Source organism: Paenibacillus sp. FSL R10-2771 (assembly GCF_038000205.1).
GTDB classification, from domain to species: domain Bacteria; phylum Bacillota; class Bacilli; order Paenibacillales; family Paenibacillaceae; genus Paenibacillus_AQ; species Paenibacillus_AQ phytohabitans.
Map to the genome: position 1 here is coordinate 1,912,380 of NZ_JBBOBM010000001.1, position 24,540 is coordinate 1,936,919.

The 24,540-nt window shown below is 53.8% G+C and carries 22 protein-coding genes; 9 read left to right on the forward strand and 13 right to left on the reverse strand.

Annotated elements, in window-relative coordinates; genetic code table 11:
- Positions 1-39 precede the first annotated feature (39 nt).
- Both NSU14_RS07875 and NSU14_RS07880 read right to left on the reverse strand, forming a co-directional pair.
- Positions 40-1,125 carry a DUF5808 domain-containing protein gene (locus NSU14_RS07875; protein WP_340944031.1) on the reverse strand — a complete coding sequence of 362 codons (1,086 nt, stop codon included), beginning with the start codon at positions 1,123-1,125 and terminating at the stop codon, positions 40-42.
- Positions 1,126-1,127: 2 nt separating this feature from the next.
- On the reverse strand, positions 1,128-1,523 hold the full coding sequence (locus NSU14_RS07880) for a GntR family transcriptional regulator (RefSeq protein ID WP_340944033.1): 396 nt from the start codon (positions 1,521-1,523) through the stop codon (positions 1,128-1,130).
- Between the two features lie 337 nt (positions 1,524-1,860).
- On the opposite strand from NSU14_RS07880, the gene NSU14_RS07885 reads away from it, so the two are divergent.
- Positions 1,861-2,217, forward strand: coding sequence for a hypothetical protein (locus NSU14_RS07885; protein ID WP_340944037.1), 357 nt, complete (start codon positions 1,861-1,863; stop codon positions 2,215-2,217).
- Positions 2,218-2,289: 72 nt separating this feature from the next.
- Here NSU14_RS07885 and NSU14_RS07890 read toward each other — a convergent pair whose 3' ends face one another.
- Together NSU14_RS07890 and NSU14_RS07895 are read right to left on the reverse strand one after the other, a co-directional pair.
- Positions 2,290-3,075, reverse strand: a complete 786-nt coding sequence (locus NSU14_RS07890; protein WP_171718173.1) for a 3-hydroxybutyrate dehydrogenase — start codon at positions 3,073-3,075, stop codon at positions 2,290-2,292.
- 26 nt (positions 3,076-3,101) lie between these two features.
- On the reverse strand, positions 3,102-4,481 hold the full coding sequence (locus NSU14_RS07895) for a GntP family permease (RefSeq protein ID WP_340944044.1): 1,380 nt from the start codon (positions 4,479-4,481) through the stop codon (positions 3,102-3,104).
- A 348-nt stretch (positions 4,482-4,829) separates the two neighbouring features.
- Here NSU14_RS07895 and NSU14_RS07900 point away from each other — a divergent pair, with 348 nt between their 5' ends.
- The 3 genes from NSU14_RS07900 (at position 4,830) to NSU14_RS07910 (ending at position 6,811) form a co-directional block, all read left to right on the forward strand.
- Complete coding sequence (locus tag NSU14_RS07900; protein ID WP_039295309.1) at positions 4,830-5,231, forward strand: RrF2 family transcriptional regulator; 402 nt, start codon at positions 4,830-4,832, stop codon at positions 5,229-5,231.
- Between the two features lie 77 nt (positions 5,232-5,308).
- Positions 5,309-6,214, forward strand: a complete 906-nt coding sequence (locus tag NSU14_RS07905) for an SAM-dependent methyltransferase (protein WP_340944047.1) — start codon at positions 5,309-5,311, stop codon at positions 6,212-6,214.
- Positions 6,215-6,382: 168 nt separating this feature from the next.
- Entirely contained in the window at positions 6,383-6,811 is a 429-nt protein-coding gene (locus NSU14_RS07910) for a GreA/GreB family elongation factor (RefSeq protein WP_052421962.1), read from the forward strand.
- Between the two features lie 325 nt (positions 6,812-7,136).
- Here the strand turns inward: NSU14_RS07910 and NSU14_RS07915 are convergent, their stop codons facing one another.
- Positions 7,137-9,074: an NAD(+) synthase gene (locus NSU14_RS07915; RefSeq protein ID WP_042138818.1), complete on the reverse strand. Its 1,938-nt coding sequence runs from the start codon at positions 9,072-9,074 to the stop codon at positions 7,137-7,139.
- A gap of 542 nt (positions 9,075-9,616) precedes the next feature.
- On the reverse strand, positions 9,617-9,958 hold the full coding sequence (locus NSU14_RS07920) for an antibiotic biosynthesis monooxygenase family protein (protein WP_042138817.1): 342 nt from the start codon (positions 9,956-9,958) through the stop codon (positions 9,617-9,619).
- Positions 9,959-10,260: 302 nt separating this feature from the next.
- Between NSU14_RS07920 and NSU14_RS07925 the strand changes: the two genes are divergently transcribed.
- The gene (locus NSU14_RS07925) at positions 10,261-11,112 is read left to right on the forward strand and encodes an MBL fold metallo-hydrolase (RefSeq protein ID WP_336102299.1); all 852 of its coding nucleotides are present in this window, start codon (positions 10,261-10,263) and stop codon (positions 11,110-11,112) included.
- 167 nt (positions 11,113-11,279) lie between these two features.
- Here NSU14_RS07925 and NSU14_RS07930 read toward each other — a convergent pair whose 3' ends face one another.
- Entirely contained in the window at positions 11,280-12,050 is a 771-nt protein-coding gene (locus tag NSU14_RS07930) for a DeoR/GlpR family DNA-binding transcription regulator (RefSeq protein ID WP_039295325.1), read from the reverse strand.
- Between the two features lie 339 nt (positions 12,051-12,389).
- Here NSU14_RS07930 and NSU14_RS07935 point away from each other — a divergent pair, with 339 nt between their 5' ends.
- From NSU14_RS07935 to fucU, 4 genes are read left to right on the forward strand one after another with little or no spacing between them, the layout of a single operon-like run.
- Positions 12,390-14,156 carry an L-fucose isomerase gene (locus NSU14_RS07935; protein ID WP_336102300.1) on the forward strand — a complete coding sequence of 589 codons (1,767 nt, stop codon included), beginning with the start codon at positions 12,390-12,392 and terminating at the stop codon, positions 14,154-14,156.
- Between the two features lie 29 nt (positions 14,157-14,185).
- Positions 14,186-15,673, forward strand: a complete 1,488-nt coding sequence (locus NSU14_RS07940) for a rhamnulokinase (RefSeq protein ID WP_340944052.1) — start codon at positions 14,186-14,188, stop codon at positions 15,671-15,673.
- Complete coding sequence (locus NSU14_RS07945) at positions 15,670-16,323, forward strand: class II aldolase/adducin family protein (protein WP_231575179.1); 654 nt, start codon at positions 15,670-15,672, stop codon at positions 16,321-16,323. Before NSU14_RS07940 ends, NSU14_RS07945 begins: the two co-directional genes overlap by 4 nt.
- A gap of 39 nt (positions 16,324-16,362) precedes the next feature.
- The gene (gene fucU / locus NSU14_RS07950) at positions 16,363-16,803 is read left to right on the forward strand and encodes an L-fucose mutarotase (protein WP_340944058.1); all 441 of its coding nucleotides are present in this window, start codon (positions 16,363-16,365) and stop codon (positions 16,801-16,803) included.
- A gap of 527 nt (positions 16,804-17,330) precedes the next feature.
- Here the strand turns inward: fucU and NSU14_RS07955 are convergent.
- The 6 genes from NSU14_RS07955 to NSU14_RS07980 all read right to left on the reverse strand — a co-directional run bounded on the left by NSU14_RS07955 (position 17,331) and on the right by NSU14_RS07980 (position 24,537).
- Positions 17,331-18,173, reverse strand: a complete 843-nt coding sequence (locus tag NSU14_RS07955; RefSeq protein WP_042138811.1) for a sugar phosphate isomerase/epimerase family protein — start codon at positions 18,171-18,173, stop codon at positions 17,331-17,333.
- Positions 18,174-18,268: 95 nt separating this feature from the next.
- Positions 18,269-18,955 carry a rhamnogalacturonan acetylesterase gene (locus NSU14_RS07960; RefSeq protein ID WP_042138810.1) on the reverse strand — a complete coding sequence of 229 codons (687 nt, stop codon included), beginning with the start codon at positions 18,953-18,955 and terminating at the stop codon, positions 18,269-18,271.
- A gap of 2 nt (positions 18,956-18,957) precedes the next feature.
- Complete coding sequence (gene uxaC / locus NSU14_RS07965; protein WP_340944063.1) at positions 18,958-20,394, reverse strand: glucuronate isomerase; 1,437 nt, start codon at positions 20,392-20,394, stop codon at positions 18,958-18,960.
- A 36-nt stretch (positions 20,395-20,430) separates the two neighbouring features.
- Positions 20,431-21,918, reverse strand: a complete 1,488-nt coding sequence (locus tag NSU14_RS07970) for a UxaA family hydrolase (protein WP_042138808.1) — start codon at positions 21,916-21,918, stop codon at positions 20,431-20,433.
- Positions 21,919-21,951: 33 nt separating this feature from the next.
- Positions 21,952-23,364: a tagaturonate reductase gene (locus NSU14_RS07975; protein WP_083705619.1), complete on the reverse strand. Its 1,413-nt coding sequence runs from the start codon at positions 23,362-23,364 to the stop codon at positions 21,952-21,954.
- Positions 23,365-23,541: 177 nt separating this feature from the next.
- Positions 23,542-24,537, reverse strand: a complete 996-nt coding sequence (locus NSU14_RS07980) for a LacI family DNA-binding transcriptional regulator (protein ID WP_042138806.1) — start codon at positions 24,535-24,537, stop codon at positions 23,542-23,544.
- Between the last annotated feature and the right edge of the window lie 3 nt (positions 24,538-24,540).

Genomic DNA, 24,540 nt, shown 5'->3' on the forward strand with positions numbered 1-24,540 from the left:
ACTCCCCCTCTCCAGGATTTCTTTATTTATTGAAGATATTTATTGAAGATATTTATTGAAGATAGGATAGCAAATTATAAATTCGATCACCAGAACGGCTAGGATGGCGGAGATTATGATCTTGCTGCGCGAATTGGCCCAATTGATCGTCCAGCCGAAACCACGGGTGTTCGGAACGATCAACGCCGGATCTTCAGGATTCACGTAGAGGCGGCCAAGCCACTTCCAGTGCTTTTCCTCCAGCGACGGAACGTCCCTCAGCTGATCAATACCCTTGATTCGCATATACAGGATGACGCCGAACAGTGCGACTAAGAGTGCTGTACAGAGCGACATGCCGGAGAGGAAGAGCAGATTTCCCTTCCAGCCGTACAATGTTATGGCTTGCGTCACCCCGTAGAATATAACCATCAGGAGCGACGCGCTCCAAGCCAGAAGCGAATGGATTCTCTTGTGCTTCAACTGTTTCTGCAGCGAACCTTCCCGGTCCTGGGGGTCCAGCGAGGTTCTGGCACGGCTAATCAGCAGGTTGTAGCAGACGAACACGGTAATATTCAGTACTTGCACGAAGTTTAAAGAGAACACCGTCCAACCGGTTTTGTAAAAGCTACAATTTCCGAGATGCAGCACTTGTGGAATCGTATCCCACCTGGCAATAGCCAAGAGGATGCATAGCGACATAACGCCGGCATTTGCCGAGTACCACCAAGAGCTCAGCACCGGGCTATGCATCCGGCCGGCCGTAAGGCTGGCTGTGCGCTTCTTCTGCACTACAGCCTTCCAGCCTCTGGCTGCCTTCAAGTGTTGCGCGGATATCCGGCTTAGCCGGGCTGCGAAGGATGAAGCAATCATTAAAAGCAAGATGGATGACGTCAAAATCAGGAGACCCCGCGCCGGTTGTTGGCGTAGCCAGAACAAGCAGGCACCCCCGATGACAACCGCAAAACCGCAGGTCAGCAAAGCGTAATTCCGGCGGATGGCACGAACGGACGGGTCCTTCAGGGCCTCCTCCGGCAGCACAATGCCGAATAGAACGGTCTGCAAGCCGATGTAGACCTGTAAGCAGAGCATCAGAGCAATCATCAAATAGCTGCTGGATATAATAATCATCGGTTCTTGTGTCAACGTTATTCCCCTCCGCGGTTCGTAATTATATCCCGGTATACTGTTTTGCTCTCCTGCGCGAATACCTCTTCCGCCATGCCGCGTACCGCAGCCGCTGCCGCAAGAGAGCGCAGCTGCCGCCGGAGCTTTGCCTCGAACGCCTCCGTCACACCGGGCATCCCGTCCGGCTGAACAATAACGCCCGTCTTCCGGTGCACTTGAAGCAAGCCTTCCTGCTTAAGCAAATTGTAGGCTTTGTTGACGGTATGGAGATTGATCCCGAGGTCCTCAGCCAATCTCCGGATCGACGGAAGCGGATCACCCGGCTTCAGCTCGCCTGACGCGATCCCTTCGGTCAATTGATCGGCCAGCTGCGTGTACAGCGGGGTGTCCGATTGCAGATCGAGCTCTATGAACACGAATATCCCTCCTTATGGTCATTTCTGTATTCAAAATACATTTTGTTTGTTATATTACATATATAACATATATGTTGAAAGTGGTGCAAGATTCAGCAGAAAATTGTTCCACTACCGTGTGATTAATGCTGATGCATATGGATATATAAGGTAATAGAATTATCTCTTAAAGGGGGTGTTTATCTTCTTTAAAGCCAAAAGGAGAAGAAAAAAATTTGATGAATTAAAAAGAGAGTTGAGATTCTACCAACCGATATTCGAATACGTCTCGTATGACGTTCACTGGGTGATGCTAAACAGGCGCCTGTTAAGGATCCTGGTAAGAAGAATCGAAACTATGTATGAAATAGAGCAGCAAGCTCTGGAAGCAGCAATTGACTTAGACAACAATACGATTGAATACATTGAACTGCTGACCCTTTTTTTTGAGAACAGAATTACTGCATTACGTGACTATTTTGATCAGTGTTACATGTCCATTAATCCGTTAATACGAGAATCTCCTGATTTTTTTTACGGTCATTTTGATTACATTACAAAGATTTTAATAAACATCAAAGCTGAAATTAAAAGAAAGCAAATCTCCATGCTTCAGCTTCGATATTTAAATAATTATGTATTTTTCTTTTATATGGAAATAGTCCAAGGTATAAACAGATTTGAACAAGTCTCTAAGGAGCTTGAGCAGCTATAACACAAAGCAGCGGTCCCCCAGTTAAACGGGAGGACCGCTGCTTAACTTTGTATGAGGACTGAATAAACTGGCCTACTGCGCAGTATACCCGCCATCGATCAGCAGGGTAGAGCCGGTGACGCCCCCGAGGCGCTCGCTGGCGATCAGCATGGCGTAGTCGGCGATTTCTTCAACGGCCAGCAGGCGTTTCTGCGGGACGAGCGGATAGATGACCTCCTCCAGCACGCTTTCCAGCGGTACATTGCGGGTTCTGGCGAGGTCCTCCATTTGTCCGCGCACCAGGGGGGTATCCACATAGCCCGGGCAGAGGGCATTCACGGTAATGCCGTGGGCAGCGCCTTCCAGAGCGGCGACCTTGGTCAGCCCGATCAGGCCGTGTTTGGCGCTGTTGTATGCGGCTTTACCGGCAAAGCCGATGACTCCATTGATGGAGGCCATGTTGATAATGCGGCCGTAGCCTTGCTCCTTCATAATCGGGAAGGCATGCTTGATGCCGATAAAAGCGCCGGTCAGCATCACCTTCAGCATGAACTCGAATTTCTCCACGGGGAAATCCTCAATCGGCGACACATGCTGCAACCCTGCGTTATTCACCAGAATATCCAGTCTTCCGTAGACTTCTTTAGCTTTGGCAATCGCCGCGCTGTATTCCACCTCCTGGGTAACATCGCATCTGAGGCCATAGGCTTCATAGCCCTGGGCTTGCAATTCTTCGGCGGCGTTGACGGCCAACTCCTCACGTACATCGGAAATGACTACCTTGGCGCCTTCATGGGCGAACTTGCGGGCAATCTCCAGACCGATGCCGCTGGCAGCGCCGGTGACGAATGCTACTCTATTTTCCAAAAATCTGCTCATTTCTGCATAACCTCCATGGGGATGAATTAGAAGATGGATAGAACGATGGCAAGGGTGAATACGGCAATTGTCTTCAGGCAGGTGATGGCAAAGATATCTTTATAGGATTGCTTATGCGTAAGTCCGGTAATCGCCAGCAAAGTGATGACGGCACCGTTGTGTGGAAGCGTATCCATACCGCCGGATGCCATGGAAGCGATGCGGTGCAGCATTTCCGGGCTGATCCCCAGCGTCTGGGCCATGGACAGGTAGGATTTACCCATGACCTCGAGGGCGATGGACAAACCGCCTGATGCGGAGCCGGTGACTCCGGCGAGAATGTTGACGGACAATGCTTCGGAAATTAGCGGATGATCGCTGATATTCATAATCCATTCCTGGATGGATTTGAAGCCTGGAAGTGTTTTGACGACGTTACCGAAGCCAACTTCAGATGCTGTGTTGAAAATGGCCAGCAGGGAGCCCATAGCTGCAGCGGTCAGGCCAGCGGCCATTTTGCCTTTGACCTGGCGGATATTGATGCAGCCGGCAGCGACAACCCCGATGCAGAGGGCAATAATCAAGGCCCAGCTTGAGGATACAGTTTTGACATTAGCGATATTGAACGTTTCCAGCAGCTCGCTGCTGTACCAGTTGGTCACCGACATGGACGTCCGGCTGAGCAGGAAGTTGAATACGAGCACGAGCAGAAGCGGCAGAACAGATATCCAGATGTTTGGATATTTGGCGTTCTCCAGCACCTCCGGTTCGTTCTTATGGCCGGTGCCATAGCCTTCCCCGTTAGCAGCTGCCTGCTTGCGGCGGCGTTCCAGCCACCACAGGCCGCCGATGAAGACGATCAGCGCGCCGGCAATACCGACGAGGGGAGCAGCATAGGCATCTGTACCGAAGTAAGTGGTCGGGATGATGTTCTGAATCTGCGGCGTACCCGGCAGGGCATCCATCGTGTAGGTGAACGCTCCAAGTGCGATGGTGCCGGGAATGAGCCGTTTCGGGATATCGGCTTCACGGAAGATCGCTACAGCGAACGGATAGACCGCGAAGGCCACTACGAATAGGGATACGCCGCCATAAGTCAGCACGGAGCAGGCGAGAACAACAGCCAGCATAGCTCTCTTTGAGCCGAGCGCTTTGACAATCGTCTGGGCGATGGACGAGGCAGCGCCGCTAAGCTCCATCATTTTACCGAAGATAGCTCCCAGCAGGAAGATCGGGAAGAAGTTCTTTACGTAATTTGCCGCATTCAGCATGTATACTTCGGTGTAGCTCGGCATCAGGGCGACCCCTGAGATAACTACCGCAAGCAGTGTGAATATTGGTGCAAAAACAATAACCGGAAACCCCCGGTAAGCGAAGAACATCAGCAGGCCAAGCGCCAGAACGATGGCTAAAACCTGAATAACCATGAGAACCCCCCTAATTAAATGTGTAACCTACTTTTTGCTTAAACGGAACCATAGCTCTGTTCCAGAAACATCGAATAGGCTTTCGTCCCTTCCAACCTTGTGCGCGCAGGTCATTTGTTATGATGGTAACGCTTACATTCAAAGTGTACAACAGCATTCTGCAGGCGTAAAATTCAAGCGGTGCATGCAATCCATGAAAAAATTTTATGGATAAGCGGGGACTATACCGCCATTTTCGCTTTATTCAGGAAATCATTTCTGCACTTGCATTTTTGCTGTATAAAATATATTATAGATAAATAAAGTCTTTGATTAGAAACAAAGTCCATACTTAAGGTGGAACAAGACATGAAATACTCAAAAGCAACGAACTACGCGCTGCACACGATGCTGTTCCTGGTGGCGTATGCTCCGGATAAGCCGGTAGGAGTGCAGCAGCTTGCCGAACGGCAGAATGTATCCCCTACTTATTTGTCCAAAATCCTGACCAAGCTGGTGAAGGCGGGGCTGGTGGAATCCGCATCCGGCGCGAATGGCGGGTACCGGCTGAGACGCAGGAAGGAAGAAATCTCGTTCCTGGATATTATCCATGCGATCGAAGGCACGGCTTCGCTGTTTGACTGTACGCTTAATCATTCCAGCGAGTGTCTCATCCAGCAGGAGATGGTGAAGGCAGAAGGGCAGATGGAGGAGTATTTGCGCAATAAAATGATGTCCGAGCTTGCCGGAAAATTAACGGAGAGCCATTGAGCTCCGTTATTTTTTCGAGAATTTCATAGATATTCAAAGTCTGTTAAGTCTGCGAAATACGAGAGGATGGATTAGAGATGAACAACGGATTATTTGAGGCAACAGTATGGGAGACGGCCTGGAAGGAAGATCCCAAGGCAATGGCCAACAAGTTCAAAGCGATGGGGATGGACCCGCATCACAGCTTTGATCATAAGGCGAAGGTGTTCAATGAAGAGGTATTCAGCAGTGCGGGAAGAGACAGAAGTGAGCGGATTATCAGCTGGATGGAGGGCCAGGGAGTAGATTTCAATGGGCTCACTGTCCTGGATGTGGGCGCGGCTTCGGGCGGCTTCACCGTACCTTTTATCGAGAGAGGGGCTAAGGTAACGGCAGTAGAGCCTAACATTCCGCTGTCTGAACTGTTTCTGCACAACACCGCAGGCTACGCCCCCGGTCAAGTGGAGCTGGTACGCGAAGCCTTTGAGGATATCGATATTGCGGCAAAAGGCTGGCTGAACGCCTTCGATCTTGTGTTTGTGTCCATGTGTCCGGCGGTATTTGACTGGGAGAGTGCGGAGAAGGTCATTAGCTGTGCCCGGCAATACTGCTATATCAGTACATCGGCGGGGGTTCAGGAGCATAGCCTCATGAATGAAGTGCTGCCTCTGCTGACGGGCCGGGCGGTGCATGCGGAATCTTCGGATATGGCCTACCTGATGCAGCTGCTGTATTTGAAGGGATATTCCTACGAATCGATTGTGACCCGCGAGACGAAAAGCAAGGAGCTATCCGTTGAAGCGGCGCTTGCTGAAGTAATAGAGATGCTGCCTATGCATCATTTGGACGGGAAAGAGGCTACCCTGAAGGTCGTTACGGATTATTTGCATACTGCTTATCCTGATCAAAAGGTAGTGATCCGCCAAGGCGGACGGTTCGGCAAGGTGCTGATCAAGCTGCAGGATCTCAACATGTACAGCAGAGCAGCTGCAGCCAAGCAGTAAATCACAACAGCATATATACATGACATTGTCTTTCCATAGAAAGATGCTATCATAGAGAGTAGATCCCCACGCGGGATCTATTTTATTATCCGGGAGGACTGAGGGCTATGAGTTTGAGCAAGCGTATTTTCGAGCATGACCTGATGAAGAAAGTGGGTGAAATCTACTATGAGCCATAGTCTCATAACGATTTCCCTGCGCCAGGAGCTGGTGCAGCAGCTGGTCTATCTCGATGAGCATAAATTCGTTATTCTGGACCGGGGCACATGGGAGTCGCCGGCCGAGCGGGCGGAGATTCAGTCCATGATCAGGAAGTATCAGGAGGCGGTGGAGCAGATTCTGTCCGGCGGGGATGAAGCGCTGGAGCAATCCACTGTTCTGGTCGGGTCGCGGGTATCACTGCGGATCGGGCAGGAAACGCTGAAGGATGCCTATAGAATTGTAATTCCGGGCGAAGCTGAGCTGGATGAATTCTGCATCTCCCTCTGGTCTCCGATGGGCAGGGGGCTTATTCTGGCGCGTCCCGGCGATACCGTCACGATCCAAACCCCGTTTGGCAGTGATGAAGTGCTGATTCTGGATAATGTGTATGATTGAACGGGCAGGAAGTGCAGTAACTGACTAGGGCGGTTAATAAAAAAGGGGCTTTCCAAAAAGTGCATTCTAAATAAACTGTAAAAAATCAGCAGAGCAGCGATCCTCCAATAACGCGAGGATCGCTGCTCTGTTTTAAGATTGAAGATACGATTCCCGCTTAAACAGCGGAGAGGACAGAACGATTGTGAACGATTGTGGAAAAGCGTTAGCGGTCGCTTTGGTCTCCGGATTTTCACCGCTAAGGGGAATAAAAAAAATCTGGAGAGCACAGCGATTGGAACAACGGTCTGTTCGCGGAGCGTCCTCACGAGCGCCCAGGCGGTGATTACAATTCTTCGATTTCCCGCAGCCAGAGTGCAGCGGATGCATCACTCGGCATACGCCAGTCGCCGCGCGGCGAGAGGCTGACCGTACCGACCTTTGGTCCGTCCGGCAGGCAGGAGCGCTTGAACTGCTGGGTAAAGAAGCGAGTAACGAATACCTTCAGCCAGGCAACAAGCTGCTCTTTGGGATAAGCCTCACCGAAGGCGTGCTGGGCGAGGTAGAGCATCTTGCCGGGCGAAGCCCCTGTACGCAGCATGTAATACAGGAAGAAATCATGCACGATGTAAGGTCCCAGAATGTTCTCTGTGAGCTGAACGATCTCTCCGGTAGCGGAAGGCGGCAGCAGCTCCGGACTGATTCCGGTCTCGATGATGCTGTAGAGGAACTTGCCCACCGTCTCATCGGCTTCATGATCCGCATACCAGGCGACGACATACTGAATCAGCGTCTTCGGAATGCCGGAATTCACGCTGTACATGGACATATGGTCGCCGTTATAGGTACACCAGCCAAGCGCCAGCTCGGATAAGTCGCCGGTGCCGATGACAATGCCGCCGTTCTTATTGGCGAGGTCCATCAGAATCTGCGTACGCTCCCGGGCTTGGACATTCTCATAAGTTAAGTCATGCACATCTTTGTCATGGCCGATGTCCTCGAAGTGCTGGAGGCAGGCAGCCTTGATATCAACGACCTGAAGCGAGGCGCCGAGCGCTTTGATCAGGCCGACAGCATTGTCGTAGGTCCGGTTCGTTGTGCCGAAGCCCGGCATTGTGACGGCAAGCACATCGCTGGCCGGACGGCCGAGCAGCTCCATTGCCCGCACTGCGACCAGCAGCGCAAGCGTAGAGTCGAGGCCGCCGGAGATGCCGATCACGGCCTGCTTGGTGCCGATGTGGCGGATGCGCTTCATCAGGCCGGAGGTCTGGATCGAGAGGATCTCCTGGCAGCGTTCTTCACGCTGCAGCGGGTTACCCGGAACAAACGGATTGACGCCGACCGTCCGTTTGAGCTCACGCTGGCTGTTCTCACGGACGGGTGAAACGTAGAGCAGCTCGCGGTAATTACGGCCGCCCTTGCCGGCCCGGAAGGTGCCCATCACGGTGCGGGAATACTGAATCCGCGGAAGATCAATATCGGCGGTGATCATCCGGCTCTCATGGGTGAAGCGTTCAGACTCGGCCAGCAGCTGGCCGTTCTCTGCGATCAGCGAGTGCCCGCCGAAGACAACATCCGTTGTGGATTCGCCGGTATTGCAGCCGGCATAGACATAACCGGCTACGCAGGAAGCGGACTGGCTGCCCACCAGCTGGCGGCGGTAATCGGCTTTGCCGACCAGCTCATTGCTGGCAGACGGGTTGAACAGAAGCGTTGCCCCTGCCTGGGCCAGCAGGCTGCTTGGAGGCACCGGCACCCAGAGATCCTCGCAGATCTCCACGCCGAAGGATACATTGCCATTGCTCTCGCAGGCAAAGATGAGATCATTGCCGATGGGTACAACGGCTCCGCCGATCCGCAGCTCGGACACTTCCAGTTCTTCCGCACCGGCGAACCAGCGCGGCTCGTAGAATTCGCTATAACCGGGAATGCAGGTCTTCACGACAATTCCGAGAATATGACCCTGCTGGATGACGGCAGCGCAGTTGAACAGCCGGCTCTTGATGGAGATGGGCAGGCCGGCGATAACGATCATTGTATGTTCTGCCGTTGCGGCAGTGATCCGGAGCAGTGCCTCCGTGGCGGCGTCCAGCAGCCTGGGCTGCAGGAACAGATCCGCACAGGTGTACCCCGTGATGCACAGTTCCGGGAGTACCAGGTACTCAACCTCCTGTGCCGCGGCATTATTTATGACTTCAATAATTTGTTCGGAATTGAATACGCAGTCGGCCACCTTGAGCTCGGGGGAAGCGGCAGCGACTCGCGCGAATCCGTGATTCTGCATGCATTTCACCTGTCCTTTACCTGTCCTTTAGTAGAAGTACACTATCTAAATATTGTACCCATCAAATGGCATTGGTAACAAGCGGGGATTTGCAGCAATAAGCAGCAGCCGAACGGGACGCGCTTTTTGGTAGATTAGGAAATCATTCAATTCCCACAAATGTGAATAACTTCGAAGAAGCACCTGAAGAAACGGGGAACAGCATTGGTAGTTGGCAGGAGTGTGGCAGCGTTGGCGGTAGGCAATAGCAGTTGGATTTTCTCCACTTGATCATGAACGGAGGCGCATTTGCCGGGCAGCAGTTGGATAAACAGCACTTACTTTGCCGGAAATAGTCTGGAGTAGGGATTATGCCCGAAATTAAATGACGTTTCTCCAACTAATCACCTCTTAAGCTCCAAAATGTTCAAATTAAGATACGTTTATCCAATTGCTACTATGATGCAGAGCCAGAGTGGATATGACCAATGATCACCATTTAAGCAGCTGCTAATTTCAATGCGGGATTCAGCCGGTACCTAACCATTAATTTTTGGGGTGGACTAACGGACCGGGGGGCTCCCCTTTTCAAATCCATAGTCTCTTTCAACCTTGCAGATTCTTGTCTTATAAGTCATATACCAGTCCGCAATCCCTTTCCGTTGGGCGACCAGATGCCGTTCGTTGTGTTTCCATTGCTGGATAGCCTCGAGAGAATCCCAATAAGAGACAGTAATCCCTACACCATCTCTGGCGCTCTCTACTCCAAGAAATCCTGGCTGGGCGGCTGCGAGTTTGTCCATTTCCTCGGCCATCTCCGCATATTGGTTATCCCCGTCTGTCCGTTCGGATGTGAAAATCACTGCATAATAAGGGGGCGCTGGTGTGTTGGCAATTTCACTCATGACTTTCCCTCCGTTTGATTGGAATGTTGCTATTTCATTTATCTATTTTATTATCTAATTCTTTATCTATAGTAGTGCATCAATGATCCGGATGTATAGCCTGGCGGACGAACCGGCCTGTCAGAGCTGCATGAAGCACGCGCCGGTCCACAGAAGCGGGATGGCAGGGAAGGGATTATGCAGCGGTAAGACAACGGGCAGAGGAGCAAAATCCGCGATTGAAGCCAGGGACCTGCGGGCCGCGTTTGCGTGCAAGCTGGTTTTGGGTTAGAATTTTGCCGAGAAGAAGGGAGGGCATGTACATGCCGTTAACAGGAAAAGAATTGATCGAGGAAGTCCGGGCGACCGAGGTGCCCTATGGCTGTCTGGCCGTCTGGTTTCTGGGACAAGCCAGTGTGATTATCAAAGGGGCAGAGGTGACCGTTTATATTGATCCATATGTCTCTCCTGACCCGGACCGGACGTTCCCGCCGCCGATTCCGCCTGCGGAGATTACGAACATGCAGGTATGCCTGATCACCCATGACCACTCGGATCATCTGGATGAGCGGGCGTTGCCGATGCTTGCAGAGCTCAATCCCGCAGCCCGGTTTATAGCTCCGGCGGTCTGCCTGGAACGGTTGCAGGGACTCGGAATACAGAAGGAGCGCCTAACCGCAGCGTTGCCTGCTCATGCAGCAGAACCCGCACCCGGCCTGCAGGTGTTCCCGGTTGCTGCGGCGCATGAACAGCTGGAGCGCGATGAACAGGGCAACCCCAAGTATGTCGGCTACATCCTGCAGCTGAACGGGGTCACGCTGTATCATGCCGGAGATACGGTTCTGTTCCCTGAGCTGATTGAGGAAGTCGGCAGCCGGAAGATCGACCTGGCGCTGCTGCCGATTAACGGCCGCGACTACTACCGGGGAAGCCGCAATATTGTCGGCAATATGAACTACCGGGAAGCGGCGGAGTTTGCGGCGACCAGCGGTTTTGAGACCGTCGTTCCGCTGCATTATGATCTGTACGCCGGTAACGCCGAGAATCCGGGGTATTTCGTCGATCACCTGTACCGCCACTTCCCGGAGCAGAAATTTCATATGATGGCCAGAGCCGAACGGTTCGTCTATGTGTCGGCGCAGGCTTTTAAGAACAGCACTCCAGACTCCGAGTAAGCGCATTCAAAAAGATCAGCCGAATTTCTTGAACACCATCCACAAAAGCGAAATCAGACCCACGCCGACGGCGGCGAGAACCAGCGGAAACCACAGCGGAGCGGAGGTTGCAGCAATTTGGATCATCCCCATTCTGTGGTTCACCTCCTTCCGGTGCAGAGTTTGCGCTACTGCAGCGCAGGATAGAGTAGAGACACCTGATATTTGCTTAAGAAGTCAATCCATTCTTCGGACGGCCGCTGATCGGTGACGATATAATCGACTTTGTCGAAGCTGAACAGCCGGATGAAGGCGATCCGGTCGAACTTGGAATGGTCGGCCAGGAGCACAACTTTGTTCGCCTGCTGCTGCATCAGCACCTTGAGCTCGGTCTCCGCTTCATTCGAATCGCTGAGTCCGCCGGTCATGGAGAGCGCCTTACAGCTGAAGATGGCCACATCCACATTATATTTCAGGATCGTCTGCGACGCCGTCGGCCCAACAAAAGAGCTGGTCTCTGGACCCAGGATGCCTCCCGTGGAAATGAGCTTCTGTCCGGAATGCTGGAACTCTGACAATACCGCCAGGGAATTGGTGATGATTGTCAGATTTTTTTTGTCCTCCACGATTCTCCGCAAGCCTTCAAAAGCCGTTGTGCTGGTATCAGTCATCACACTGTCCCCGTCACTGATCAGCTCCAGCAGACATGCGGCAATCATCCGCTTCGCTTCAATGTTGACCTGATGCCTGTGGGAGTAGGAGGGGTCCTCGTTGGTATGGGCGTTCAGAATCGCCCCGCCGTAATTCTTCTTGGCAATACCCTCTTTATCCAGCCGGTCGAGATCGCGCCGGATGGTCTCCTCCGATACACCAAATTTCTGCGCCAGGTCCGCTACGTGAACCTTCTTATGCCTGTATAGCTCGTTGATTACCAGATCCCGCCGTTCAAAAGCCTTCATCCCGTTGCCCACCCTTGATTAAATAGTTCTAGCCATAGTATATCAACTAGTTTACTACATATTTCTCCAAAACTTAAATTATTAAAACGAGCATGATCCCACATTATATTTGAATTATATCACATAATACCACATAAATATCAAATAAAAAGTGTGGAATATTGTTGACTTTATGGGTTATGAAATCTATGATGGAGAAGAAAAGGATTAGTCGGCGGAGAATGCCCAGAGTTTGCAGACAGTAGCAGGCTGTATTTGATAGCGCTTACTAATCGGAGTGTACTGCTCCAATGAAATTATTTTATCCAAATCAACCATTGATTCCGGGGAGGAACGGCAGTGACAGCAAATTATCCGAAGATTGGTATCCGGCCTACGATTGACGGCAGAAGACGCGGGGTGCGTGAATCGCTTGAGGCCCAGACTATGGGGATGGCACAGCGTGTGGCGGCATTTTTGCAGGAGAATTTATTTTATCCGGACGGTTCGCAGGTGGAGTGTATTATTGCTGATTCTACCATTGGCGGTGTGAAGGAAGCTGCGGCGGCAGCGCAGAAGTTCGCAGGTGCGGGTGTAGGTGTATCAATTACGGTCACACCTTGCTGGTGTTATGGATCAGAAACGATGGATATGGATGCTTCTATTCCGCATGCGGTATGGGGATTTAACGGAACGGAACGCCCCGGGGCGGTGTATCTGGCGGCAGTGCTGTCTGCTTATGCGCAAAAAGGCATTCCTGCCTTTGGCATCTACGGCGAAGATGTTCAGGAATCCAGCAGTGAAGAGATCCCGGCGGATGTACAGGCCAAGCTGCTCCAGTTCGCGAAGTCGGCACTTGCGGCTGCGCTGATGAAAGGGAAGTCTTATCTGTCGATGGGCTCCGTATCCATGGGGATCGCCGGTTCCATCGTCAACGAGCAGTTCTTCCAGGAGTACCTCGGCATGCGCAATGAGTATATCGATATGTCTGAATATGTCCGGAGATTCGAGGAAGAGATCTATGATCCTGAGGAATTGGGGCGGGCACTGGCCTGGGTGAAGGACAACTGCCGGGTGGGAGCGGACAATAACCCGCAGCATCTGCAGCTCAGCGAAGAGGTTAAGGAAGAGCAATGGGAGACCTGTGTCAAAATGGCGCTGATCGCCCGCGATCTGATGATCGGCAATCCGGAGCTGGCGAAGCTCGGCTTCGAGGAAGAAGCGGACGGCCACAACGCTCTGCTGGGCGGCTTCCAGGGCCAGCGCCAATGGACGGATCACTTCCCGAACGGTGATTTCATGGAGACGATTCTTAACTCCTCGTTCGACTGGAACGGCAGACGGGCGCCTTATATTGTCGCGACCGAGAATGACAGCCTGAACGGGGTCACGATGCTGTTCAATTATCTGCTGACGAATACGGCGCAGATTTTTGCCGATGTCCGTACCTTCTGGAGTCCGGCTGCGGTGAAGCGTGTAACCGGATACGAGCTGGAGGGGGCGGCGGCAGGCGGTCTGCTGCATCTGATTAACTCCGGTTCAGCGGCACTGGACGGAACCGGTGAGCAGAGCATTGACGGCAAGCCGGCGATCAAGCCGTTCTGGGACATCACGGATGAGGAAGCGGCTGCCTGTCTCGCACAGACCCAGTTCCGCCCGGCCTCGCAGGAATATTTCCGCGGGGGCGGCTTCTCAACAGACTACCTGACCAAGGGCGGAATGCCGGTCACCATGGCCCGGCTGAATCTGGTCAAGGGCCTCGGGCCTGTGCTCCAGCTGGTGGAAGGCTTCACGGTGGAGCTGCCGGGAGAAGTGCATGATACGCTGGATCAGCGAACGGACCCTACCTGGCCGACAACCTGGTTCGCACCTAAGCTGACAGGCAAGGGCTCGTTCCAGTCTGTATATGATGTGATGAACAATTGGGGCGCCAACCACGGTGCGATCAGCTACGGGCATATTGGAGCCGATCTGATTACCCTGGCCTCGATCCTGCGGATTCCGGTCAGTATGCATAACGTGGAGGAATCGCGTATTTTCCGGCCGCGTGTCTGGTCGCTGTTCGGCACAGAGGATCTGGAAAGTGCTGACTACAGAGCCTGCCGTAACTTTGGGCCGCTCTACTAAATCTTCAAAGTGAAGCGGGTGCGGAGAACATGGGCGAAGAGATAATCAAGCTGCTGGCCATCGATCTGGGTGCCAGCTCAGGCAGGGTCATGCTGGGAACGTATGCTGAAGGGAAGGTGGAGGTGGAAGAAATCCGCCGCTTCCCTAACGGGCCCGTAGAGGCTGACGGGCAGTTGTACTGGGATGTCCAGCAGCTGTTTCATGAGATGAAGCAGGGGATTCTGGAGGCCGTGAAGTCCCGCGGCCCATTGCAGTCTATGAGTGTCGATACCTGGGGAGTCGACTATGGCTTCCTGGATGCAGAGGGAGAACTGCTGTACTCCCCGCATCACTACCGGGACCAGCGGATGGAGGGGATTGCTTTGGCGTTGGAGGCAGCCCTGCCCCCTGAGGAGCAGTTCAAGCTGACGGGCAACCAGTCCAGCCCGATTAATACGGTGTATCAATTATTTGCCGATCTGCAGGCTAATCCGGAGCTTACACAAAAGGCCAGTCTGCTGATGATGATGCCTGACCTGTTCAATTATATGTTCAGCGGCACGGCGGTCGCCGAGCAGACCATCTGGAGCACCAGCGGCCTGCTGAATCCGGATTCGTCTGCTCCGGCAAGCGAAGTGCTGCGCAGGCTGGAGCTGCCGGTGAAGCTGATTCCCCGGCTGGTGCCGGCGGGCACTGTAATCGGCGAGCTTCGGCCAGGCCTGCAGGAAGAGCTTGGTTCCGGCCCGCTCAAGATCATTGCCGGGGCTTCGCATGACACTGCTTCCGCTGTGGCTTCCATCCCTTACGGGCTTGGAGGCTCGAACGGCGTTGAGGGTTCCGCCGCCTTCATCAGCTGCGGAACCTGGTCGCTGGTCGGCCTGGAGACTGAGGAGCCCGTACTTAGCGCCGAGGCCGACGCCTACGGCTTCACCAATGAGAGCTGCTTCGGCGGCACGAACCGCCTGCTGAAGAATATCACCGGCCTGTGGCTGCTGCAGGAGACCCAGCGCGGCTGGGCAGAAGCGGGAGAACCGCTCAGCCATCAGGAGGCGGCAGAGCTGGCTGAGGGGCTGGACCGGTCGACAGCGCGCATAGCCGTTCTGGACCCGAACGATCCCCTCTTCAGCACCCCGGGGGATATGCCGCTGCGGATTGAATCGTATTGTATCCGCACAGGCCAGCCTGTACCGCAGAGCCGGGCGGAGATCATCCGTACCATTCTGGAGAGCCTGGCCCAGTCTTACGCCAGCACGATCCGCGAACTGGAGACACTCACAGGCAGCCCGGTCAGCTGCATTCATATGGTCGGCGGAGGCATCCAGAACAAGCTGCTATGCCAGCTTACAGCGGATGCCACAGGCAAAGAAATCATTGCCGGACCGGTAGAGGCGAGTGCAATCGGCAACGTATTGGTGCAATTGACGGCACTGGGAGCGATTGAAGCATCCGAAGCCAGAACAATTGTAGCCCGTTCCAGTGCCCCTGTCCGGTATCAGCCGGCTTTATCAATTATCCATAGCGATCAAGGAGGACAATGATGAATACGAAGGAAGAGGAATTGCGGCGGCTTATCTGTGATATCGGCCGCAATCTGTTTAATAAGGACTTTATTGCCGCCAATGACGGCAACATCTCGGCACGCCTGTCGGCTACAGAGGTAATCACCTCACCAACAGGAGTCAGCAAAGGCTATCTGCAGCCGCATATGCTGGTCAAAGTGAATCTGCAGGGAGATATCCTTGAAGCTGCGGAAGGCTACCGGCCATCCACGGAAGTGAAGATGCATCTGAAGATTTACAATGAGCTGCCGGAGATGGGCGGCGTAGTGCATGCGCATCCGCCGTATGCTACCGCTTTTGCCATCAAGGGCGAAGCGCTCGACAAGATGATGATGCCTGAGTCGGTGATTGCCATGGGGGATATTCCACTGGCGGTATACGGAACGCCTTCAACCGAGGAGATTCCGGATTCGCTGATCCCCTTCCTCGGCAAGAAGACGGCGGTTCTGCTGGAGAGCCATGGTGCATTGACCTGGGGCAAGGATGTCATGGCTGCTTATATGAATATGGAGCGGCTGGAATATACGGCGAAGCTGACCTTCCTGACCCGGATGATCGGCGGAGAACGTGAGCTTCCTCAGCACCGGATCGAGGAGCTGGTAGCTTTGAGATCGTTCTACGGCATGTAAGCCGTGGCTTCGACACAGGAATGAAGGAGGATAGTAGTCATGCTCAAAAAAATACCCAAGCTCCTCTCCCCCGAGCTGGTCCGTACCCTGATGGAAATGGGCCATGGGGATGAACTGGTCCTGGCGGATGCCAATTACCCGGGCCACGGGCTGCATTCCAGAGTGCTCCGGGCGGACGGCATTGGCATTCCCCGGCTGCTGGACGCGATCCTGGAGCTGCTTCCGCTGGATCATTATGTGCCCGCACAGGCGGCATTCATGGCTATGGTGGAGGGTGATCCTACCGTTCCGGTGATATGGGAGACGTACAAGGAGATCCTGTCCAAACATGACGCTGCGGTACAGGTGGAGTATGAGGAGCGTTTTGAATTCTACAACCGCTCGAAGCGGAGTTATGCGATCGTGATCACCGGGGAAGAGGCGCTGTACGGGAATATTATTCTCACCAAAGGCGTGATCCCGCCGGATGCAGGGGTATAACAACAGGTTCAAGTCTGCGTATTATCGCAGGATAAAGGATAATCCTTCAGTTGTCTAATACAAAATTTAAAAGATAAGACCGCCCGGCATTGGAGAGCGGTCTTATTGCTATATCAGTTGCTCAAATGTAGAAACGTCACATGAAATGTTATATGTTGTGTAATTTGGATCCACTGACCCTGCGTTTGCAAATATTTTGAGAGTAACTAGTGTGAAGTGAATAGATTTAATTGCATTTCGTGCAATTAAACAGATGGTGAAAAACCGGATTGTCCGTTTAACTGTATTCAGTACAATTAAAAACAGCGGTAAGTCTACTTTTGCGAAATATGGGGGTTTTTAACTGTACAAAGTGCAATTAAAACCCTCGCAGCGCAAAAATTGATCACTTTAGTTGTACAAAATACACTTAAGACAGGAGCGAAGGACCGGTTACTATAAATTGCTCATTTCTAGTATTGAACCGGCCCCTAAACCGGGTCGAACATGAACAAGTGCCCCGTACGCCATATGGCCGGGGCATTTATTCATATTTCGTTATACATCCGCCGGAGCAGCTCTGCACTGCCGCGCATATGCTCTTCGGGAGTGCTCTCCAGCAGGCCCTGAATATGCGGACGGTTATATTTCATGTAATGGAGCAGCGGAGCGAAGTTCAGCAGTCCCTGTCCTGCAGGGACGATCTTAATCCGCCCATCCCTGACCGTGAAATCCTTCAGATGCAGCACCGCGATCCGGTCACCCAGCAGCTCAAGAGCCTCTGCAACAATACTCTCCTGCTGCAGGTAGTTATCCGGCGTCATCAGATTGGCTGCATCGAATATAATCTGCAGATTACTGGAGGCCACTTCGTCCAGCAGCCGTCTGGTCAGCTGAGCCGTGTGAAGCGGGTGGTTAATCCCCGCCTCGATGCCGACCGTCACCCCGAAACGCTCTGCTTCCGCAACCATTGCTTTGACAGAAGCCGCAACTTGTTCAAAAGCTTCCTCCGTGAAATTATCCGGCGTATATCCCTTTCCCACACTGCCTGTCTCGGTACCTACCAGACTTGCCCCGAAATCACGGGCCAGCCGCAGATGGGTACTGAAGTCATTTAATGCCTGTGCGCGCCGGGCGGGATCAGGATCGATGATGTTTACATAGCAGCCGAGCACAGCAATCCTGATGCCGGCCTGCCTGAAGGCTTCGCCATAATAGGCAGCCGTTCCCGGACTGAGTGCGCCAAGTCTGGGCGCACTCTCAGGAAAGGACTTATGCAGCGCGAACTGAATAGAGGAGAAGCTGTGTTCTTCCAGCTTCTCAATCAGCTGCGGCAAAGCACATGGGTTGAAATCATGGGCGCGGACGCCGAGGTGAAACGGTACGGTCATATGTTCTACTCCTTTGCTCTGCAATTTCCCGCAAATAAGGCCGCCTGTGTCCGCAAGGGCACAGGGCGGCCAAGTCAAGCGATGAGGTTACCGCGCTATACCCGCAAGTAAGGCTGCAGAGCCGAGAGTCCCGCAGTCTGTTCCATCGCTTCCGCTACCAGCGAGGCGATCCGCTGCGCGCCTGCCTGCGAGAAATGGGTGTCATCCGCGATCCCGTCAGGGTAATTGGGATGGCTTCCCGGCGGCAGATGCATGAACAGCTGCTGTGAGCCTTCGATTCCCAGCGAGCGGTAGAGCTGCTGCGAGGAGGCGAAGATATCGAGCAGCGGTGTTCCGGTCTCCGCTGCAACCTCACGCATGGCCTGCGGGTAAGGCCCCACGGCCTCAGGATCAGGTTCACCCTCCGCGGTGAAGCGGCGGCGGCTCACAGAGGTCAGCAGCAGCGGGAACCCGCCGCGGCTGCGGGCGGAATCGATGAACACCTTGAGATTCTGGCGGTATTCAGTATCCGGATCGGTATAACGCGCCGGATCTTCAATCTTCTGGTCATTATGACCGAACTGAATCAGCAGGAAGTCTCCAGCCTGGAAGTCCTGCTCGATCTCTGCAAGCCTGCCTTCAGTCAGGAAGGAGCGTGTGCTCCGTCCGTTCACTGCCCGGTTCTCAATCCGCACCTCCGGTCCCACATGCCCGTGCAGAAATTCTCCCCATCCGGTCATCGGCGATTCGGAGGCCGCCTTCCGGGCTGCGGTAGAATCTCCGGCAATATAGATAGTCGGCATCTTCAGCGCTCCTTCACCCGGGCGGTAACCTCCACCGGGCTGCCGGAGGTCTGGAAGCCGAAATAGCCTGCTGCATTATTGTAGGAGATATCCTCTACCATTGAACCCAGTAAGTCTATGTCATCCGGTGCCTCACCGCGTTCCACGAGTTCACCGATCAGCTCACAGAGCACCCGGCGGAAATATTCGTGCCGGGTATAAGAGAGGAAGCTGCGTGAATCGGTCAGCATGCCGACGAAGTTACCCAGCAGGCTGTTGTCAGCCAGCAGCGTCAACTGCTGGCGCATACCGCTGCGCGTATCGTTGTACCACCAGCCGGAGCCGAGCTGGAGCTTGCCGGCGGTATCCTTCTGGTAACAGCCGAGCAAAGCCAGGAGGGCAGGGTAGTCGCCGGGATTCAGCGAGTACAGGATGGTCTTCGGCAGCCCGCTGCCGCTCTCGGCACGGTCAAGCAGCTGCGACAGCGGTGTGGTCAGCGGCAGGTCGTTAATGCCGTCGTATCCGGTATCCGGCCCTAGCTTCCGGAACATTGGCGTGTTGTTGTTGCGGTAGGCATGCAGATGAAGCTGCATGGTCCAGTCTTTGGCCTGGTAGAAGCCGATCAGTGCAGTCAGCAGCTCTGTACGGTAGAGGGTGATTTCCTGCGGTGACAGGGAAGCACCCTGCAGTCTTTTGGCGAAGACCGTCTGGGCAGCTTCCGGTTCACCGGCTTCGTAACGCAGCACATCAAGGGCATGGTCCGACAGGCGGCAGCCATTCTCATGGAAGAAGTCCACACGGTTGCTCAGTGCCTCAAGCAAGGCCGCATAAGTCTTAACCTGCTGACCTGTAGCCTGCTCCAGCTTGCCGATCCAGGCGCTGAAGCCTTCGGCATCGATGTTCAGTGCCTTGTCGGGACGGAAGGTCGGGAACACCTGGAACGCGGTCTCAGAGTCTCTGAGCAGCTTGTGGTATTCCAGCGAGTCTGCCGGATCATCCGTAGTACAGATTACCTTGACGTTCGAACTGCGGATCAGACCGCGGCGGGTGAACGCCGGTTCGGCCAGCTTGCGGTTCACCTTCTCCCAGATGGCCGGTGCAGAAGCTTCGTTCAGCAGCTCATTAACGCCGAAGAAGCGGCGGAGCTCCAGATGGGTCCAGCTGTACAGCGGGTTGCCGATGGCTTTCGGGAGTGTGCGGGCCCAGGCCAGAAATTTATCATAATCGGAGGCATCCCCGGTAATATGCGATTCCGGCACACCGTTCGCGCGCATCAGCCGCCATTTGTAATGATCTCCATAAAGCCAGGCTGCCGTGAGGTTCTCGAACGGTTTATCCTCATAGATTTCGCGCGGGTCCAGATGGCAATGGTAATCGACAATCGGCATTGTTTTGGCATGCTGATGAAAGAGCTGGCGTGCGGTATCGCCGGATAACATGAAATCTTCATTAAGAAACATGGATAAGATCTCCCTTTGCATGAATTTGGATAGGGTTTATAGCGTAACGCCGGTTTTGAAAATAGCCAGCTCGCGCACTTCATTCTGCTCGTTCCGTGTTTTTTGGCCGCTGGCGACATCAATGATATAAGTGATGAATTCCTCCAGCACATCGGCCATCGGTGTTTCCAGCAGAGGACCGGCATTGAAGTCCATCCAGTGGCCTTTTTTGGCAAAAAGATCGTTGTTGGTGGCCACCTTCACCGTAGGTACGAAGCTGCCGAACGGCGTTCCGCGTCCGGTAGTGAACAGCACCAGCTGGCAATCCGAAGCAGCGAGAGCGGAGGCGGCTACCAGATCGTTGCCGGGAGCCTGAAGGAGGCTCAGCCCTTTTTTGCGCAGCTTCACGCCATATTGCAGCACATCGACCACCGGCGAAGTTCCGGCCTTCTGGGTGCAGCCCAGCGATTTGTCCTCCAGGGTGCTGATGCCGCCGGCTTTGTTGCCTGGAGAAGGATTCTCGTATACAGGTTCGCCGTACGAGAGGAAATACTGCTTGAAGTTATTGATCAGCGACACGATCTCTTCATAGACCTCATGGCTTTCTGCACGCGCCATCAGCATCTTCTCTGCACCGAACATTTCCGGCACTTCCGTCAGCACCGAGGTTCCGCCCTGGGAGATGATGAAGTCGGAGAATGCCCCCAGCAGCGGATTGGCTGTGATCCCGGAGAACCCGTCGGAGCCGCCGCATTTCAGGCCGATATTCAGCTCACTGAGCGGAACCGGCTCACGGACATCGTTCTTCGCAGCCTCATACAGCTGCTCCAGCAGCTCAAGGCCGGCTTCTACCTCATTGCCCACCTCCTGGGCAACCAGGAATTTCACCCGTGACTCGTCATAATCCCCCAGCATGCTGCGGAATTCAGCGACAATGTTGTTCTCGCAGCCGAGCCCGAACACGAGCACCCCGCCGGCGTTCGGATGGTTGACCGCGTCGAGCAGAATGCTGCGGGTCATGCGGTGATCATCGCCGAGCTGCGAGCAGCCGTATGGATGCTTCAGCACCGTGAAGTTATCGAAGCCGCCAAGATCGGGATGCTCAGCCTTGAACTCCTGCAGCATTTGCTCGGCAATCCCGTTCACACAGCCCACGGTCGGGATAATGAACAGATCATTACGGATGCCGACCTTGCCGTTACTCCGGCGGTACCCCTGGAAGGTCAGATCACGCCGGGGGTAGGTAACCTGGTGAACATCCGGCACATACTCATATTCCTCTTCGCCGGACAGATTGGTCTTGATATTATGCGTATGAATCCAGTCCCCTGCGGCAATCGGAGCGATGGCATGGCCGATAGGATAACCGTATTTGGTGATAACCTCATCAGTCTGGAAATCAGTCAGGGCAATCTTGTGGCCCTGCGGAATATCCTGTGCTGCCTGAAGCGTCAAGCTGTCTATGGTGAGCTGCTCCCCGGCCGATATCGGCCGCAGGGCTACAGCTACTGTATCTCTGGGGTTCATTTTCATTAAGTGCTTCATGTTGGACCCTCCTAAGTTTTGTTAGTTATTGCTTTAGCCGACAAGCTGCTGCAGAGCGGCGCGGGAATCCTGCTTCTCCAGCTGCTGCAGATGGGCGTTAATTTCAGCTTCCAGTCCGGGCAGCAAGGACAGATCCTGTCCCCACAGGCTGGTGTTGCTGAGAATAGTGCTTGCGAAGGTTGCCGGATCACTCCATGCCTGTGTGAAAATCTCCAGGATTTCCGGACTGTCCTGCAGCGGCACACGGTCACCGCGGTAGCTGAGCAGGAGAGCGGCGAAGGCGAGCGTTATGCGCTCCGGAAGCTTGCCGCGTTCCTGCTGATAGCGGAGCAGCACCGGGAGCAGCCGGGTTTTGAATTTGGAGATGCTGTTCAGCGAGATGGAGGTCAGCTCATGGCGGATGAACGGATTTCTGAACCGTTCCTGCACGGCATCCGCATAGGACAGCAGCTCTTCAGCAGGCAGATCCAGCATAGGAATCAGTTCATCTTCGATCAGCTGCTTCACGAAGCGGGAGAACGTTTCGTCATTCATAATATCCTCAACGGTTTCCAGACCCGCCAGCAAACCCAGAGGAACCATAGCCGTATGAGGCCCGTTCAGCAGATGAACCTTGCGCTCGCGGTATGGAGTCATATCAGGGGTGACCACAACGTTCAGTCCGGCCTTGGCCAGCGGCAGCCGTTCAGTAAGTGATTCCGGTCCTTCAATGACCCAGAACAGGAATGGCTCAGCCGTAACCATCACATTGTCCAGATACCCCAATTCAGCTTCCAGCTCAGCGGCCTTATCACGCGGGTAACCCGGAACGATCCGGTCAACCAGACTGCAGCAGAAGGTATTCTCCTCCTTCAGCCATTGCAGGAATTCCCCGCCCAGATTCCAGTCAGCGGCGTATTGCTGTACAATCTCCTGCAATTTCTCGCCGTTGCGGTCGATCAGCTCGCAGGGGATGATGACGAAGCCTTTTTTGCCCAGCTCGAAACGGCGGTGGAGCAGCGCAGTCAGCTTGCCCGGGAAGCTCTTCGGCGGCGTTCCGTCTGCACGGTCGCCCGGTAGATAGGCAATACCGGCTTCCGTCGTGTTGGAGGTGATGAATTCCAGCTCATCATTCTCAGCGAGCGCAAGGTAACTCCCGTAATCGCTATAAGGGTTAATCACGCGGCTGACGGAAGAGATGATTTCCCGCGAGTTGACTGTCTGGTTATCCATAATGCCGTTCAGCAGCACGGTGTAGAGATTATCCTGGGCGGCCATGAATCCGCCAAGCCCCTGTTCAATCGGCTGTACCAGCACTGCGCTTCCGTTGAACAGGCCTTGGTTGTTCATCTGCTGCAGCTGCCAGTCCACGAAGGCGCGCATGAAATTGCCTTCACCGAATTGGATCATTCGCTCGGGATGCAGGGTTAACTCCGGGTGAGTGCTTCTGGATAAACGGTTTGTCATAATGGTCATGATCTCCTTTTAAAATATAATGTCATAAATGCACACGTTAACATTTTATTTTAAGCAAACCCGGAAATGACGTCATTGTAGACGTTATTCGTGTCTGCTGAAAATACAAAACGGGCAAGCCGGATAACCCGGTACATACCGTTAATTCACTGCGGCAGAACCCTGCGCTCAGATCTTGGCGACAGTATCGCGTACCATGAGGCCGGTCTTGACGAATAGCTGCTGCGGCTCTGTTTCGGGCTGGATCAGCAGCTGAATCAGCATTTTCATACCGAGTTCACTGATCTCTGCAATGGGCTTGCGGACGGTGGTCAGGGCAGGATTCGTATAGCGGGCGAACATAATGTCGTCGAATCCGATCAGGGATATCTGTCCCGGCACATCTACCTTATGGGCATAACAGGCGTTCATCGCGCCAATGGCCATATCATCGTTGGAGCAAAATACAGCGGTAGGCTGATCCTCAAGGCTGAGCAGCGCCGTCATCGCCTCATAGCCGCTCTCGATGCTGTAATCCCCTGAAGCGAAATAATCGGGATTCAGCTCCAGACGGCCTGCAATCAGGCTGTCCATGAACCCTTGTTTGCGTTCGCTGGACGATTTGAAGCCGGGCTTCCCTTCAATAATAGCCAGCTTCCGGTGCCCTTGAAGCACAGCGTAATCAATGGCTTCCTTCACGCCTTCGCGGTCATTGGCTACAACATTCATAATGCCCGGGTCCTCCAGCTGGCGGTTCAGCACCACAAGCGGTATGCCCATCTTCTTCACATGATAGATGAAGGCATTATCCTCATCGCTCTGGCTCATGACCAGAATGCCGTCGAAACGCTGGGGCTGAATATTGCTGAAGTTATGGACACCGTCTATTCCGTTAACGGTCAGATTGTAGTTCTCATCCAGGATATGCGTAATGCCTTTGATAGCATCAACCAGGAAGCTGGCTGAAGTACCCTGCTCAATGCTTGAGAAGAACAGCCCGATGGTGAACGATCTCTTCGTAACCAGACTCTTGGCGCTGTAATTCGGCACATAATTCATTTCCGCGGCGATTCGCTCAATCTTATCCCGGGTGACTTTCTTGATCAGCGGGCTGCCGTTCAGCGCTCTGGATACAGTCGTGTGGGAGACGCCGGCGACGCGTGCAATATCTTTGATGGTAATCATGAC

Coding starts and splice junctions, on each gene's coding strand:
- NSU14_RS07960 (WP_042138810.1), bottom strand. CDS start 18,955: ATGCCGACTATCTATATTGCCGGAGATTCTACCGCAGCCCGGAAGGCG.
- NSU14_RS07890 (WP_171718173.1), bottom strand. CDS start 3,075: ATGAGCAGATTTTTGGAAAATAGAGTAGCATTCGTCACCGGCGCTGCC.
- NSU14_RS07895 (WP_340944044.1), bottom strand. CDS start 4,481: ATGGTTATTCAGGTTTTAGCCATCGTTCTGGCGCTTGGCCTGCTGATG.
- NSU14_RS07905 (WP_340944047.1), top strand. CDS start 5,309: ATGAACAACGGATTATTTGAGGCAACAGTATGGGAGACGGCCTGGAAG.
- NSU14_RS07925 (WP_336102299.1), top strand. CDS start 10,261: ATGCCGTTAACAGGAAAAGAATTGATCGAGGAAGTCCGGGCGACCGAG.
- NSU14_RS07975 (WP_083705619.1), bottom strand. CDS start 23,364: ATGACAAACCGTTTATCCAGAAGCACTCACCCGGAGTTAACCCTGCAT.
- uxaC (WP_340944063.1), bottom strand. CDS start 20,394: ATGTTTCTTAATGAAGATTTCATGTTATCCGGCGATACCGCACGCCAG.
- NSU14_RS07940 (WP_340944052.1), top strand. CDS start 14,186: ATGGGCGAAGAGATAATCAAGCTGCTGGCCATCGATCTGGGTGCCAGC.
- NSU14_RS07980 (WP_042138806.1), bottom strand. CDS start 24,537: ATGATTACCATCAAAGATATTGCACGCGTCGCCGGCGTCTCCCACACG.
- NSU14_RS07970 (WP_042138808.1), bottom strand. CDS start 21,918: ATGAAGCACTTAATGAAAATGAACCCCAGAGATACAGTAGCTGTAGCC.
- fucU (WP_340944058.1), top strand. CDS start 16,363: ATGCTCAAAAAAATACCCAAGCTCCTCTCCCCCGAGCTGGTCCGTACC.
- NSU14_RS07885 (WP_340944037.1), top strand. CDS start 1,861: ATGTATGAAATAGAGCAGCAAGCTCTGGAAGCAGCAATTGACTTAGAC.
- NSU14_RS07920 (WP_042138817.1), bottom strand. CDS start 9,958: ATGAGTGAAATTGCCAACACACCAGCGCCCCCTTATTATGCAGTGATT.
- NSU14_RS07900 (WP_039295309.1), top strand. CDS start 4,830: ATGAAATACTCAAAAGCAACGAACTACGCGCTGCACACGATGCTGTTC.
- NSU14_RS07930 (WP_039295325.1), bottom strand. CDS start 12,050: ATGAAGGCTTTTGAACGGCGGGATCTGGTAATCAACGAGCTATACAGG.
- NSU14_RS07915 (WP_042138818.1), bottom strand. CDS start 9,074: ATGCAGAATCACGGATTCGCGCGAGTCGCTGCCGCTTCCCCCGAGCTC.
- NSU14_RS07945 (WP_231575179.1), top strand. CDS start 15,670: ATGATGAATACGAAGGAAGAGGAATTGCGGCGGCTTATCTGTGATATC.
- NSU14_RS07910 (WP_052421962.1), top strand. CDS start 6,383: ATGAGCCATAGTCTCATAACGATTTCCCTGCGCCAGGAGCTGGTGCAG.
- NSU14_RS07955 (WP_042138811.1), bottom strand. CDS start 18,173: ATGACCGTACCGTTTCACCTCGGCGTCCGCGCCCATGATTTCAACCCA.